We start from the raw sequence: 14863 nt of genomic DNA, 5'->3' as shown, positions 1-14863 counted from the left end.
GCACCTGATCATTTTGTTGTTTAATCGACAGGGCATCCAGATCAGCCCCAATGGGTATAGCACTACGCGCTACTGTTAGGACATTCCTAAACTCCGAAACGTAAGTAATCGCTGACTTTTAGGTGCGACCCGTGGCGAATTTAATTCGCCGTTCGCGCCCCGCGTCTCCTACGGAGAACGGAAAGCGCACCTTTGACTTCTGACTTCTAACTTCTGACTTGCGCGTAGTGCTATAACACAGGTCCTGGTCGTTGACTAGTAATTAGAGCGGCTTAGCCTAGAGCCATTCAACGTACAGCCGTTATGCCTAAAGCCATTCAACCTACAGCCAACGAACCTAACCAAATTCATAAATAAAAACAGTCTCTTGACCTATAGTCAACCTATTACTTGAATTGGACCGGTGGTACTGGCACTAAAGAATTGCTGCACTAGAGGATTATCTGTGGTATCTATCTCCCCAACGCTGCCAGACCACTGTACTTTGCCTTTGTAGAGGAAAACAACCCGGTCAGCGGTGCGGCGAATTGTACTCTCCTGATGGGTAACCATTAGGTAAGTACTACAAGCGTTTTCTTCCCGTTGTATCTGGCGCACTAAATCTTCAATCACTGTTGAGGCGATCGGGTCAAGTCCAGCGGTTGGTTCGTCGTAGAGTAACACCTCTGGGTTGTCCCTGGGATGATCAGGATTAGAAATGATAGCACGGGCAAAACTGACTCGTTTGCGCATACCTCCTGATAACTCAGCTGGGTAGCGGTCTCCAACACCAGATAACCCTACCATCTCCAGGCTTTGATTGACCAATTTCCTAATTCGATGATGTGGTAGTTTAGAATGCTGGTAAAGCAAGAAACCCACATTCTCTTCCACCGTCAGCGAGTCAAACAAAGCTGCCTGCTGAAATACCATACCAATGCCAATGGGGTCTTGAGCATCTTCTATTAAACCGGAGCGCCGTTGCCCTTTAACATAAACTTCACCAACATCAGCAGGTAGTAAGCCAGCAATAATCCGAAGAATTGTTGATTTGCCAGTTCCAGAAGGACCAATAATAACTAGGGCATCACCCTGATAAATTTTCAGATCCAACTGATTCAAAATGACATTGCTTCCAAAGGATTTGCTCACTCCCTTCAGTTCGATCAATGGTTCTGGCATCGGATATTTCTGACATTTTTCATTGTCTTCTCCATACAATGTATAACCTCTTCATCAAAAAGCACTACTTTTTGATAATCAGGAAATTCTCCTGTATGCAGGCGCACAGCCACTTGCCCTAACCCTTCACTAAAGAGAAGTTGCTTAAACAACAGGTTGTCTGTAAAGGACATAATGTGAGCAGCAATCGCGCACTCGCCTTCCCAGCCAAAGTCCACATCTAGTTTAACGTGATGCCTTTCATGAATACATCGGTAAATTAAGTTGACGTCCTTACCTAGTAGATCTGATTCATTATATTGGGCGCTGATTTTAACATTTCCTTGTTCAAAGTCAGCTTTGATGTCATTCAGACATAGATCTGGTCCTCTAAAGTAGGGTTGGTAGTCAACGTACTCAAAATTGACCCCTTGCAGTTCTACCTTTGCTAAGTCAATCACAAATTGACGAAACTCTCTAATTAAGGATAGAGGAGCTTCATAGGCTGGAGCTGTCATATAGCCCTTGGCTAATTCTTCAATTGTCATTATTATGATCTCCTCCTGTGCATAAATTACCTGCTAGGAATTTTTGTAGAACTTCTGCATTTACACTCTTATTAGAGGATAAGTGATATAGTCAACTTATTAATGGGGGGTGAACCCCCTGATAGGGTAAGTCCTATCTTGGCAACAAAGAGTTAAAGCTTCCGTGTTAAACTCGTAACACTTGGAAGCCAATTTTGGTTTCTTCTAAATTGTGATATTTCTTGACAATAAAGACGTCGCGACAACCACTTAAACAATCTTGAAGAATCAGCAAGATTTCAAAAAGCTTCCCGTGAATTTACTTAAAAGTTCTCTGGAATACTGCGGGAGCTTTACCTGATTTTTATTTCAGAGCCACCCTAGCTGGTTCTTTAAGCAATCTGACCCTGACAAGCGCTTTATTAATAATATCTGAATCATTCAAACCTCTTGAAGAAGCAGTTAAATTAACTCTTCCCGCTCCGGTCATCAGTAATAACACGTACATAGCTCATACTCACTCAATTTCGGTTACTTCACATTAATTCGTCCTAACAATCTATGCACCGAAAATCTAGCTGTTGATGCCATAATAACTATGTGCTTACGGCTAATCAACGATAGGATTGTCTATGGCTTGATAAATATCGCTTATTATTATTTATATCCAGAGAAAAGCCAATCTATAATCAGTGAATTTACGGAATATTATCTTGGTTTACAGGGAAAATGCCTAGTATTATCAATAGCTGTAAATGTGTAAGGATTCAGGTAGGGGCTTGACAAAGTCCGGGATGGAGCTGGAGAATCATCAGAAGAATGTGTAGCTTCTCACTAACCCCAGACACAGTTCAGTATAACCAGTTGTCCAAGGAAGAACTGGTGCAGCTGGTAGTGGAGCAAAAAAAACTGCGATTAGCAACAGCACTCACTGATCGAAAGCCTGGTTGAAGAAATAGAAAGACTAAAACTCAGCCGAGACCTAGACTCGAAAAACTCATCTCTACCACCATCAAGGGACTTGCTCAAAAAGCCCGAAAAGAAGCAGGACTTGCAGGATTAATCCGAGAGTCCAGGCAAAAAGAAACCCGGAGGGCAGCCTGGACACAAAGGAAAGACCCGCAAAGGGTTTGGACGAGTAGACCGCGCTCGTTATACTTAGTCCCCAGCAATGCCCTTCCTGCGGTGGGAGTCTGATGGAAACCCCTTCGGTCAAAGTCGAAACTCAACAAGTAGCTCAGCTGGTGGAGCGACCCATAGAAATCGTAGAATATCAACGCCACTATTGTCAGTGTATCGAATGTGGGGTAAGAGCTACGGTACCGTGGCCTGATTCGCTCATCCCTGGACAAGATTTGGGCGTGCGGTTGCAAGGATTACTCGGATGGCTGGGAAACTACGGACATCTGCCTTACTCCAAACAACTTCAGATGTTGTGGGAACTCGGTGGGATCAATATTGGAGTGGGAACGTTGGTGAACACCAACCAACGACTAGCAACGGCAAGCCAAGGGAGCGTTGAGGCTCTGAGAACCTGGGTGGCTGTTGAACAACCCAATCTGCACGTGGATGAAACGCCGTGGGCGGTCAAGGGCATTAAAGAATGGCTCTGGGTACTGAGCCATCCCCAGTTCTGTCTATTTCATGCTGGAGATACACGCTCGCGAGGGGAACTGATTAGCCAGTTGGGACAGACCTATGACGGGGTTCTGATTACGGATGATTACAGTGTCTACAATGGCTATGATGTCAAGGATCAACAGAAGTGAAAGCGCCCATCTGCGCCGTCACTTTCTCAGGTTAATCAAACAACCTGGACTTCACAACCGAGCCATTGGAGAAGCCTTTGTTGAACTGATTGATGAAGCATGCAGGCTGTTATCGTCTCTGGCAACAAACTGGAGATTCCACCGTAACCCATCAGTGGGTAAGAGAATTCAAAACGAAGATACAGACAACGGTTCAAACCTGGAGTTCAGCTGCTGGGGCTGAAGCGGGGAAACTTTTGCGCTCCCTCAAAGAGAAAGCCTCCCAATGGTGGTATTTTTTAGACCATCCCCAAGTCCCACCGGATAATAACCTAGCCGAAAGGTCTCTACGCTTGGCGGTAACTAAGCGTAAGGTTAGTGGTGGCTCTCGTTCCCTCCAACGATTCGAGCAGACCGCTAATTTACTCACCGTTGTCCAAACTTGTCGTTTTCAGGGACGTTCGGTGATGGATTTCTTTGAGCAAGCTCTGATGGCTGTTGCTGGTCACTTGCCCGAAGCTCCTTCTCTTATCCCTTCTCCCCACACCTGAATCCTTACGTAAATGTTAAAGTTTACCCTTCTTACTTACGTGCTTGACCCTGATTAATTCCTTTTCTATTTCACCAGCTAGATGACAACCAATCGAGAATCAGTGAATTTACGGACTCTGGGTTTTCGTCATGAGGGCAGTGACCAGCGTTAGGAATTCCTACAAATTTTACGTCTTTACCCTGATCACTCTGCTTTTGGAAGATGGTAGCACCAGAAATCGGTGTCCAAGGGTCTTCCTCTCCCCAAAGAATGAGTAGAGGACTTTGTAACTTAGGTAAAAGTTCACTAGGTCCAGGACCAGGAGGAGCAGTAAGAACTGATGCAAATACCTTTTGAGCCCCGGGATCACAAGCAGGCTGGTAGATTAAGTCTACAAGTTCATCTGTAATGGCATCTGAATCACAGTAGACTTGACGAAGGGTGCTGCGGATGCGATTTTTCTGGCGGATACGGTTAAACAGGAACGGTCCAAAGGTTGCAGAGTTCACTAATCTGGTGAAAGCTCCCATCACCAACCGCAAAGGTAGATTTAGCTCTTCAGGGCGGTGATTGAGTCCACCAGCACAGTTAATTAAGACACCACCAGCAGCAATCTCAGGATAGTTTGTTACCACCATCAGACTTAACAGAGCACCAATGGAGTTACCGATAAATACGGTAGGTTCGTTGATGTAGGTATCCCAAAAGTCCTTTATTTGTTGTTGCCACAACTCTACGGTGTAGGACAAGGCAGGTTTATCAGAACCTCCAAATCCCAGCAGATCGATGGCAAACACTCGATAACCCCCTGCGGCTAGGACAGGAATATTCTTGCGCCAATGTCCAATGGATGCCCCAAAACCATGAACCAACAGTAGAGGCTTACCAGTCCCCATTACGGTGTATTCAATTTGGTGACCTTGCCAGTTCCAAACATGGTTTTCCGTCCTGTGGTAGGGTATTAGTTTTTGTGTAGACACAGCTTTTTGTTAACTTTAATTAACTTACTCATTTTAATATTACTAAACATTTAGGTACTAAGTTGATTATGGATGATAAATTAGTTATAATTAATCGTTATCTTTTAATACGATTAAACATGACCTAGCAATGATTGATCAGGTCAAGGCTTCAATTCTAGTAAACCCGGAGGAGGCGTAATCTCAATCCGACCATTTTCGAGATCGACCACTGGTGCGATCGCTTTTACAAAGGGAATCAGTACCGTTGCTGGCTGTGGTTCCTTCTTACCTTTGGCTTGGCGTTTCTTGCTAGTTCGAGTGGGTGGTGGAGTTTCCGGCTGGGTTGGGGGCGGTTGCACTGAAGATAGCAATTTGACTTTCAAAAGGTCATTACCCGCTGGGATCACATCTACGACTACCCCCACAGCTTCACCGGTGAGTTGATTAAAGACTTCAAGGTCAATCAAGTCTAAGATGTGATACTCATCTTCCTCTAACTCTGGGCGATCGCTGGTTGGTACCAACAGTTGATAACCGCGCAACGCCTCTGCCTGATCCCGGTTGTCTACCCCTTTGAGCTGCACAACATATAACGCTTTACCAGGGACAAAACGCCCCCAGAGTAATTCTACAGGTTGGGGTGGATTATCCCCTGGTGGTTTTAACCAGCGCTGTCCTGGCTCCTCAAACCTTTCGGGAAAGTCAGAACTTGGATAGACTCGCAACTCTCCTTTTAACCCATGGGGGGAAACAATTCTACCGATTTCTAGCCAGTCTTCATTGGTCATTTGAGCATTTTTAGGTAAGTGAAGTAAGCACTAAGGGCAAGGTAGTACCATCATCCCTAAAGAGACCCGAGAGCGTGGATAGCGCGGACCTGTCATTTAATTTTATCCTGATTACCGGCATTTTGATCAGAAAAAATACTATAAAACACACCCTAAATGATCAGGATAGTAGTATATAAAAAAAATCCAATTAAATCGTAATTTTAGTCATTTTATATTGAACAAGATCTTGCTTGTTATTTTTAACTATACAATTACTCGTTTTTGGGGTTTTAATAATAACTAACTAATGAAACTAGATAAATTATAAATAGTTTGTGAACTATAACCTATACAGTATGCCGACACTAACAGGGCTTGTGGGCTTCTGGATTTTGAAAACTGGTTTATAGACGTTATAGATACTAACAGTCTAATCAGGGTTACTTCAATCAAGGCAATTGGCCATTAGCTCAGCTTCGAGAGCTTAATGACTTTGTGCAAGTAATTGAGATTGTCCAGCTTCTCCTGATGCTGCTCGGCAATGGCACCGGACTAGGACAATTGTCTAGATTTGACCAAATCTCAATCCTTCCTCTTATCTTTGACGACATCGTAAAGCTGATTTAAACTGAATTATTCATTTATCATCCTAATAATTTCAATACCAAATGGTTAGCTATTTGTCAAATTTTTTATACATTCTCGGAGAAAGAAAACTCAGACTAATCCCTCTTCTGTTATTAATCTTACTAACCTCCCTCCTGGATACTGTAGGTATTGGACTTGTCGGGCCATTTATGGGGTTAGCTACTAACCCAACTTTGATTGAACTAAATTCTCGGCTGCATTGGGTTTATGTCAAGTTAGGTTTAACTTCTGAAGTTCAGTTTATTGCCTTGCTAGGTTTAATTATTATTGTTGCCTTCTGGACTAAATCCTTATTAAGTTTCCAAGCTCAAAAATATATCTTTAAATTTAGCTTTACTCAATACGGTGAACTATCCTCAAATTTGCTCCATGCCTACTTGGTAGCACCTTACACATTTCATATTAGGAAAAATACGGCTTTTTTAATCAACACGGTCTTGGAAGAATCTGGAGTTTTTAGTGTCAAATTCATGATTCCTTTCCTAAAAACCGTAGCCAGTTTTATTATTATATTGTTTTTAGTTATTTTACTAATAATAACCGATCCGATCGCAACAATTACTCTAGCCTTGATTTTACTAATACCCTTGGGTATTATCTACCAATTTAAAGACAAAATTTCCGAATGGGGAAAAAAGGTATCTCAATCTAAGGAGGAAATGATTCGCATCATCAATCATAGCCTTGGAGGATTAAAAGAAACACGCATCATTGGTTGCGAATCTTACTTTGAAAGGCAAATGAGTGATCAAGTCGATCAACTGGTTAATGGCATGACATCATTTCATACTTTCCAAGCTTTGCCTCGCATTATAATTGAAGCAATTTTAGTGACATTTTTAGTAGCTTTTGTATCTATAGTCTTAGTCTTTAACCTTGGGACAGAAAATATTATCGAAGTTTTAGGTATTTTCGCTTTGGCTTCCGTGCGCATGATTCCAGCATTTAGTCATTTAACATCTAATATTGCTTTGATGCGAAACGCCAGCTATTCGATTAATAAAATATACTTGGATTTAAAAGAGTTAGAAGACATTGAAGTAGAGGAAATTTTTGAACCTAAATATTTATCAGATTTATCTCCCCTATCCAAGCCTAATACTCCCTCAGAGCAATTCAGTAATTTTGCAAAGTCTATTGACGTTAATAGAAGTCTATCACACCAGGATAATCAGATCGAAATTGATAGAATTACCTACCGATATCCCAAAGTTTTAGACCCTACTATTATGAACATATCCTTGACTATCAACAAAGGTCAATCTATTGCTTTAGTCGGTAAATCAGGCTCAGGTAAGACAACATTAGTTGATGTAATTTTAGGTCTCTTAGCACCTGAAAGTGGTGAGATTAGGTACAAAGGTAAATCCATATATAAGAATCTGCGTTCCTGGCAAAATTTAATTGGCTACATCCCACAGTCGATTTTTCTCATAGATGACACAATCGAAGGAAATATTGCCTTTGGTGTTCCAAAGCATTTGATTGATCGAGAACGATTAGATCAGGCTATCCAATCTGCTCAACTTGCGGAGTTTGTTGACCAATTACCTGAGGGAGTTAAATCTGTTGTTGGTGAACGGGGAGTGCGTTTATCTGGTGGTCAACGGCAGCGGATAGGAATTGCTCGCGCACTTTACCATCAGAGGGAAATTTTAGTCCTAGATGAGGCGACTTCTGCACTAGATAATGAAACTGAACACTTGGTTAATGAAGCAATTAAATCTTTGAATGGCACTAAAACGATGATTATTATTGCTCACCGTCTCTCTACTATTGAACATTGTGATTGTATCTATTTACTCGATCAAGGTCGTTTAGTGAAGTCAGGTACTTATCAAGACATCATTTTAAATTAACAAAGCCTTAATTTTTGAATTGGAAAAGAGCAGGAGCAGGTTAGTTATAGCAATTCTATCTCCCATGAGGTACAAACAGATCGGGTGCATCTCATATTTGTAAATGTTGCGTAGGGTGCGTTAGGGGGGCTCGCCGTCATTTTCAGCCTCGTAGCCAGCCTTGGGAAAGTCTGCCCCGTAACGCACCACGGGGTCAAACACCAAAAATGAGATGCACCCAACAGATCCCCCTAAATCCCCCTTAAAAAGGGGGACTTCAGCTGCAATATCAAACCTGCTCCTAAATGACTAGCTTACTTTTACCAAAACTAAATTATCTTCTTCCTTTGTTTCATAGCTTTTCAATGGTTTGTCTGCAGGTCCTTTCGTTACTTTGCCATCTAAATCAAATTTAGAACCGTGGCAAGGACAGGCAAATATCTTGTCCTCTTGCTTCCAATCCACGCTACAACCTTGGTGAGTACACCTAGGGTTCACGGCAACAAGACTATTGTTGCTCAGATTACGCACGACTAGAATATCTGCTATCTTGTCGCTAATTTTGCCTTTTTCTTCTAACTCCTGCACTGTGCCAACGGCTTGGAATCCATCCTCTCGCACCGACTTATCAATATTAGGGCTTTTCTTTTCTGTTGCTTTTGGGGGACTTTGATCAGGACTACAGGCAGCTAATGCTACTGGTAGATAAGTAGCCAATGCACCAATACCAAACCAGCCCATAAATTTACGACGATCCATACTATACCTCTATGTGGAAAACCATTAATTATGATAATAAACCATAATTAACAATTAATTATATTATCTCTAAAACCAGGAATTTTGAATCGAAACCATTACCAGCTAATTTAGCTGGATACTATCTTCGTAATTAGTTGGTATTTTGCCTTTTAATTGAGTTTTAATTCGGTTTAATTTTCTTTAGCCATAACCGGTTGGTTTGGACTCAACTGTTTCACTAGATTTTTACTAGATTTAAAGAGTAACCAACGGTTATGTCTGCTAGCTGCAGCTGCTACAAATAATAAGTCTAAACCAACTAAGGTCCCGACAATTAATTCTGAGCCACCAGTGCTAAATCCATAACTGTGTAAACCAGTACCGAGAACAAAGTTAACGCCGTACCAAGCCATCAACACAGCATTAAAACAAACTACACTAATGACTGCCATACCAAAGTCTGCTAACCATCCTACCAGACGACCATGTAAGGGGACTATGTAACACATTAGGGCAATCAACGCCCAGGTTTCTTTGGGGTCCCAACCCCAGAAGCGACCCCAGGAGAAGTGAGCCCAGATGCCACCGAGAATAATGCCAGTAGTGAGCAGTAAAACACCAATTTGTAGGACTCGATAGTTGAATTTTGACAGATGGGAAATTCGTTGAAAGGATTGGGGAGCAACTAGATAATGTCCTAGAATAATATGTCCTAATCCCATAGCTAATGCAAAACTAGCATAGCTAAGGGTAATGGTGGGAACGTGGATACTTAGCCAGAAGTTGTCCCGTAGTACTGGTACAAGGGGGGCAATACTTGGATCTAGGACGGCTGGAAGACTGTCTGCTAGAAGAAGACAAAGGATTGATAAAGGAGCAGCGGCTAACAGATAGTATTTTGCTCGGTAGATTAGCTCAAATACTAGGGCGATGGCGGCAATCCCAAATCCAACCCAGACTACGGATTCATACATATTGGTGACTGGGGGACGTCCGGCAATTTCCATGCGGGTGATAAAGCCGTAGCCTTGGATGAAAAGACCTGTCAGGAAAATTCCTACTGCACCTGAGTAGAGGTCTAATTGCTTGACCGATAATCCTAATAACAAGACTATTAATGCGATCGCATAAATTTTCCAGGCTTTACTAAAGGGGCGAAAACTAGAGAAGTTAACTTCCCGTTGCAGCACGGAATCCTTGGGGTAAATTTCAGGGCTAAGAGCGGCTAACTCCTGATGTAGTGTTTCCGCGACTTGCCCAACCTCAAGAGTAGTCAGTAGGGGGTCTAAACGATAGGCTTGTTTGAGTGTTTGGTAACTCTGCTGTAGAGGGGTAATTTGTTCGTTGGTGTAATACTGTTGCGATTGAAGTATGCTTACCCAAGTGCCTTTACTATCACTGGGATGGGGAACTAGGGGTAGGGTATCAGTACCTACCGTGCGTAACATTAATGCTAGTCTGTCTTCTATGGTGAGGGCTTCTCGTTCGTCTCTGGTCAGCTCAATGTTGTCGGCTTGTTTTTGATTGGCTTCCAGAACGATGGCACCTAGGTTGGAACTGACTAATTCTCGGAAGGAGAAGTATTTTCGTTCTAGGTCAAGACCAATTTTTTCTTTGAGGGGGCGGTAGGTCAGTAGAATGAAGGGTTCTTGGTTCCAGTCTCGGTTATTAAACCATAGGGATAGGTAGGTTTGGAGATAGTTGAGGGTTTGATTGTTTTCTAGGCGGTAGTTAGTTGAACCGTGGATTTTGGCTACGGTTTCTCGGGCTACGGTGTCTAAGGGTTTTTTGCGCCCATCAAGTTGGACAGCTAGGGTTTGTAAGGGGTCTAGGGGTGATGGTTGGAGTTGGGTTGGAGGTATGATTAGGATTACGATTCCGAGACAGAGTCCGATCAGGAGTTGGAGTGGTTTCATCAGAACACAGAAGTAAAAGCTAATCTGAACTAGAACAAAGTATGTTAGGGGGAATGATAATACAAGGGAACTCCGGACTCCTCTGGCTGGCGGCGCAGTTTTTTAGCTACCCCTCGACCATAGAACATGATGGTGATCCCACTGATTACTAGACCAGAGCCTGTCCAAGTTAAGGCAGTTACCCAGGCTGGTTCTCGCTTGATTTGTAGGGTTGATTGTTTTAAGTCACCGGGATTCCAGGAAGCTTGGGCTATTTTCCAGCCTTGATACCAGGTGGGATGGTTCATCCAAACGTTGCGGTGGGAGATGACATGGTGATCTCGGTCTTCGATCCTGATTTTGCTAGTCCACATGGCAACGGAATCACTGCCTTCATTGCGTTCAACGATGAAGTCTTCTAATGCGATCGCAAACGGCAGTTGCAATAGTTTGGGACTAAAGGCAGCAAAGATTTCTCCTGTTGGTTCGTTAATCGTAGTCGGTTCGCCCCAGGGTAACCAGGTTTGGGTTCCGGTTTCGGTGCTGACTAATAAGGCTGGTACTCCCTTAGCGCTTGGGTCAAATACAGGTATGACCTCACGATTGATTTTGCCATGGGGAATATACTCGTCTAGGGTAATTTGGAAATCTGCCCAACCGGGACTGACAGCTTTTCCAACCTCTAAAGTCCCAGATTTAAATCCTTTCGAGGAATGGGCAGCGTAGAATAGCTGACCTGATTGAGTGACGATTACCCGGAAATAATCCTCTGATTCCTGGGGTTGAATGTTATAGCTAATCTCAATTCCTTCTAGGGGTTTTCCTGATACAACTGAACGAATTGGCGGAAAGTTTTCCTTTCCAAACACAAACCAGCGTTCAACCCCTTCTGGTGTGGATACCTCCAACTGTACTGCGGGATTTCTCAGTTGTTGGGAGGCCGTGGTCGGTTGGTTGTTGGCGTCTAGTCGGAAATCCGGCCAAAAATCGATTACTTTGACTGAGGAGTCTGGGGCTTGGGATGACAGAGCTTGTTTTATATCGATAATCTCTGTATCTATCTTGTCTGTTTCTTTTGACGTTACCTCGATGCTACCCCAAGGACTCAGGTTTTGTTGTTCAGGAGGGGATAGCAGAGATTTTCCTTTTCCTGTCGCTACCGTTTCGACCTGAATGATTTCTAATTCAGCTGGCCCAATCCCTACTTTGCTATAGGCTACTGGGGCTACAGCTAAATAGCGCTCTAGGGTTTGCCCCATGCGATCGCTTTTCAAGCGTAATCGCACAGCTGGATTATCTACTGCTAGATTATCTGCCGTTGCCCCTTCCGTAAAACTGACTGTTTTGATGGTTTTGTCGCTGTAGCCTACCAAAGACAGTTTACCAATTTGCTTGGGGATGACTGAACCATCTGGCTTGATCAATACATCAGTCTGCTGCAACTGTGATGATGGTGTCATCACTTCCAACAATTCCCCTTCAACCCGAATCTGATTGCTCGAAGCCATATCGGTGCGCAAAGGTAACATGCCCTCTACACCTAAGTGGATTACAGCCGCTGAACCAGCGATAATTACGATGATACCAAGATGGGTCAAAGCAAAGCCGATTTTACGCGCACCTCGCCAGGGGTAGCGATACAGAGCTGAGACCGCTAGGTTGAGGGCTAGTAGGAACATTAAGGCCCCAAACCACGGACTTTTGTAAATCTCTTGTTGCACGGTAGTTGACCCGACCTGAGATTCGTAAAACGTCGCCCCAATTAAGATAGCGACAATCATACTAAGTAAAGGGACAGCTAGTTTAATCGAGCCAATAAATTTCAAGGTATGCTCAAGCATATAGCAATCCTAGGTTATTTGTGAACATACTGGTCAAGATTGGTAGCACACAAAATGGTTCAGTAACTATAAGGTAATCAGGAATAGTTTTTACCCAACATTTAGTACTTCTCTCTATATAATACACCCTGGTATAAAACAATTTTATCAACACAAGCTTTTTCCTAAATTATGGTTTTTTTCGCTTTTTTAAAACTAAGCGATCGCTTTTACCAAAACGCCTTAACGTCATAACTCTCTACCATTAATTTAAATTAATACTGTATTAATTTATACATTTAGGATTTTGTAACCATTCAGCCGTCAGCTGTCAGCCGTCAGCTGTCAGCCGTCAGCTTATTTTATTCAAAAGCTATAGTTATTGTAGGGTGGGCAAATGACATAATTCCTGATTAAATTGTGATTGGCTTGGTATTTGCCCACCCTACTACTGAGAGCTGATAGCTGAGAGCTGATAGCTGAGAGCTGATAGCTGAGAGCTGATAGCTGAGACCTGAATGCTTACAGCATTTTTTTAATCTTAAAGGTGTACTAAATTAGTCTACTAATAGTCTACTAAATTAAACATTACTCAACTATTCCGTAAACGCGATCGCTAACATCAGACTTCGATACTGGCCATATTAGCGTCTGTATACAATCTCCCATCTGTAAGGAATTGTCACTAACACCAGACCGAATCCAGATCACGTTTGAGGTTATCTATGCTGTTGTACACTAGTCCATCTAGCCAACTTACCACAACCAATCCTGAGGAACTACTGAAGCGATATGCTAGGGGAGAACGGGATTTTCGGGGCATAAATCTGAGTGAGCAAATGTTGAGTTGGGTAGATCTTGAGGGGATAAATCTCAGTGCTGCTCAGCTTTATGTATCTATCTTAGAAGGCGTTAACCTTACCGAAGCGAACCTTACTAGAGCTAACCTCAGTTGGATAGACTTAACTGCAGCTACTTTAATCAAGGCAAATTTGACTGAAACTAACTTACACAAAGCCGATTTGCGTGAAGCAGATTTGAGTGGTGCTAACCTTCAGGGAGCAGATTTGAGTGGTGCTAACCTTCAGGGAGCAGATTTAAGTGGTGCTAACCTTAGTGGTGCGGACTTAACTAGTGCAGTCATGTCTCGTAGTTTTGATATCGGTATCTTAAAAGCAGCTTTCTAGACAGATATTATTTAAGGTTGAAGGGTTGTTCGCGTAGCGTGGCCAAAGGCCAAGGTTGAAGGGTTGTTCGCGTAGCGTGGCCAAAGGCCAAGGTTGTTCGCGTAGCGTGGCCAAAGGCCAAGGTTGAAGGCTTGAAGGTGGTTTGGTTGAAGGGTTGTTCGCGTAGCGTGGCCAAAGGCCAAGGTTGTTCGCGTAGCGTGGCCAAAGGCCAAGGTTGTTCGCGTAGCGTGGCCAAAGGCCAAGGTTGAAGGCTTGAAGCTTTAAAGTTGGTTTGTTTAAGCTTTAATAAGCTGTAACTTTCTAACCTGTAACTTTCTAACCTGTAACTTTCTAACCTGTAACTTTCTAACCTGTAACTTTCTAACCTGTAACTTTCTAACCTGTAACTTTCTAACCTGTAACTTTCTAACCTGCAACTTTCTAACCTGCAACTTGTCACCTATGGTAATCCTGTTTTCAGGATAATAGCTCTTGCAGCACTTTAGTGATAATTGGTTCAGGGATTTTGCCAACTAGGATTTCTGTCTCTTCCTGATTACTGTCTAGAAATGTGAATTGAGGCACACCAGTCACTCGGTATTTTTCAATGGGTTTAGCCCACTGGGGGTCATCTACATTTAGCATCACCCAATTGACGGTTTCTCCATACTGTTGGTGCAATTTGTTCAGGATGGGAGCCATGGATTGACAAGTGGTACACCAGTCAGCGTAAAATTCTATTAAAGTGGGCTTATTATTGCTTAAAGCAACCTCATAAGGGACGGATTGCTTTACCATTGTCTTGATTAGAGCTAACCCAGCCACGGTTGAAGTGCTAAGGCTAGATAGATCAGAACGAGTTAGGAAAAATGTTCCAGCTGCGAATACAACAGTGATTATTCCTACAACAATGCTGAGTTTTGCCCTGAGTTTTCCTTTCTCACTATTCATGATTACCTCTTGCCAAAGTATTCTATTAATCAAATATACCTCCCACACCTCCTTGTTCCCTGCTCCCGATTCCCGATTCCCGATTCCCGATTCCCGATTCCCGATTCCCGATTCCCGATTCCCGA

At 43.0% G+C, this 14863-nt stretch carries 11 protein-coding genes and 1 pseudogene; 3 read left to right on the top strand and 9 right to left on the bottom strand.

Annotation, left to right across the window (positions count from 1 at the left end):
* Window positions 1-378: 378 nt before the first annotated feature.
* Both LYNGBM3L_RS28105 and LYNGBM3L_RS28100 read right to left on the bottom strand, forming a co-directional pair.
* Entirely contained in the window at window positions 379-1161 is a 783-nt protein-coding gene (locus tag LYNGBM3L_RS28105) for an ABC transporter ATP-binding protein (RefSeq protein WP_008189402.1), read from the bottom strand.
* Complete coding sequence (locus LYNGBM3L_RS28100) at window positions 1146-1688, bottom strand: hypothetical protein (RefSeq protein WP_008189401.1); 543 nt, start codon at window positions 1686-1688, stop codon at window positions 1146-1148. Before LYNGBM3L_RS28100 ends, LYNGBM3L_RS28105 begins: the two co-directional genes overlap by 16 nt.
* A gap of 798 nt (window positions 1689-2486) precedes the next feature.
* Here LYNGBM3L_RS28100 and tnpC point away from each other — a divergent pair.
* Window positions 2487-3966 (top strand): annotated as a pseudogene (gene tnpC, locus LYNGBM3L_RS28095) (IS66 family transposase).
* A gap of 70 nt (window positions 3967-4036) precedes the next feature.
* Here tnpC and LYNGBM3L_RS28090 read toward each other — a convergent pair.
* Window positions 4037-4927, bottom strand: coding sequence for an alpha/beta fold hydrolase (locus LYNGBM3L_RS28090; protein WP_044495152.1), 891 nt, complete (start codon window positions 4925-4927; stop codon window positions 4037-4039).
* A gap of 143 nt (window positions 4928-5070) precedes the next feature.
* Window positions 5071-5697 (bottom strand): ribosome maturation factor RimM, encoded by a 627-nt coding sequence (rimM, locus tag LYNGBM3L_RS28085; RefSeq protein WP_008189395.1) that lies wholly within the window; start codon window positions 5695-5697, stop codon window positions 5071-5073.
* Window positions 5698-6359: 662 nt separating this feature from the next.
* Here rimM and LYNGBM3L_RS28080 point away from each other — a divergent pair.
* Window positions 6360-8186 (top strand): ABC transporter ATP-binding protein, encoded by a 1827-nt coding sequence (locus LYNGBM3L_RS28080; RefSeq protein WP_229414747.1) that lies wholly within the window; start codon window positions 6360-6362, stop codon window positions 8184-8186.
* A 288-nt stretch (window positions 8187-8474) separates the two neighbouring features.
* Here LYNGBM3L_RS28080 and LYNGBM3L_RS28075 read toward each other — a convergent pair whose 3' ends face one another.
* The 3 genes from LYNGBM3L_RS28075 to LYNGBM3L_RS28065 form a co-directional block, all read right to left on the bottom strand.
* Entirely contained in the window at window positions 8475-8924 is a 450-nt protein-coding gene (locus LYNGBM3L_RS28075; protein WP_008189391.1) for a QcrA and Rieske domain-containing protein, read from the bottom strand.
* 173 nt (window positions 8925-9097) lie between these two features.
* Window positions 9098-10822 carry a cytochrome c biogenesis protein gene (locus LYNGBM3L_RS28070; protein ID WP_008189388.1) on the bottom strand — a complete coding sequence of 575 codons (1725 nt, stop codon included), beginning with the start codon at window positions 10820-10822 and terminating at the stop codon, window positions 9098-9100.
* Between the two features lie 44 nt (window positions 10823-10866).
* Entirely contained in the window at window positions 10867-12642 is a 1776-nt protein-coding gene (locus LYNGBM3L_RS28065) for a cytochrome c biogenesis ResB family protein (RefSeq protein ID WP_008189387.1), read from the bottom strand.
* Between the two features lie 704 nt (window positions 12643-13346).
* On the opposite strand from LYNGBM3L_RS28065, the gene LYNGBM3L_RS28060 reads away from it, so the two are divergent.
* The gene (locus tag LYNGBM3L_RS28060; RefSeq protein ID WP_008189384.1) at window positions 13347-13808 is read left to right on the top strand and encodes a pentapeptide repeat-containing protein; all 462 of its coding nucleotides are present in this window, start codon (window positions 13347-13349) and stop codon (window positions 13806-13808) included.
* A 7-nt stretch (window positions 13809-13815) separates the two neighbouring features.
* Here the strand turns inward: LYNGBM3L_RS28060 and LYNGBM3L_RS28055 are convergent, their stop codons facing one another.
* Window positions 13816-14247: a hypothetical protein gene (locus LYNGBM3L_RS28055; protein ID WP_008189383.1), complete on the bottom strand. Its 432-nt coding sequence runs from the start codon at window positions 14245-14247 to the stop codon at window positions 13816-13818.
* Window positions 14248-14264: 17 nt separating this feature from the next.
* A complete protein-coding gene (locus LYNGBM3L_RS28050; RefSeq protein ID WP_008189381.1) occupies window positions 14265-14738 on the bottom strand; it encodes a thioredoxin domain-containing protein in 474 nt (157 codons plus the stop codon).
* Window positions 14739-14863 lie beyond the last annotated feature (125 nt).

The sequence above is a fragment of the Moorena producens 3L genome (assembly GCF_000211815.1).
In the GTDB taxonomy this organism is placed as follows: Bacteria; Cyanobacteriota; Cyanobacteriia; order Cyanobacteriales; family Coleofasciculaceae; genus Moorena; species Moorena producens.
This window is presented reverse-complemented; position numbering and strand designations above follow the sequence as displayed.

Excerpts from the sequence above, each read along its gene's own strand:
- LYNGBM3L_RS28070 (WP_008189388.1), bottom strand. The coding sequence starts at position 10,822 with ATGAAACCACTCCAACTCCTGATCGGACTCTGTCTCGGAATCGTAATC.
- LYNGBM3L_RS28050 (WP_008189381.1), bottom strand. The coding sequence starts at position 14,738 with ATGAATAGTGAGAAAGGAAAACTCAGGGCAAAACTCAGCATTGTTGTA.
- LYNGBM3L_RS28065 (WP_008189387.1), bottom strand. The coding sequence starts at position 12,642 with ATGCTTGAGCATACCTTGAAATTTATTGGCTCGATTAAACTAGCTGTC.
- LYNGBM3L_RS28060 (WP_008189384.1), top strand. The coding sequence starts at position 13,347 with ATGCTGTTGTACACTAGTCCATCTAGCCAACTTACCACAACCAATCCT.
- rimM (WP_008189395.1), bottom strand. The coding sequence starts at position 5,697 with ATGACCAATGAAGACTGGCTAGAAATCGGTAGAATTGTTTCCCCCCAT.
- LYNGBM3L_RS28075 (WP_008189391.1), bottom strand. The coding sequence starts at position 8,924 with ATGGATCGTCGTAAATTTATGGGCTGGTTTGGTATTGGTGCATTGGCT.
- LYNGBM3L_RS28105 (WP_008189402.1), bottom strand. The coding sequence starts at position 1,161 with ATGCCAGAACCATTGATCGAACTGAAGGGAGTGAGCAAATCCTTTGGA.
- LYNGBM3L_RS28100 (WP_008189401.1), bottom strand. The coding sequence starts at position 1,688 with ATGACAATTGAAGAATTAGCCAAGGGCTATATGACAGCTCCAGCCTAT.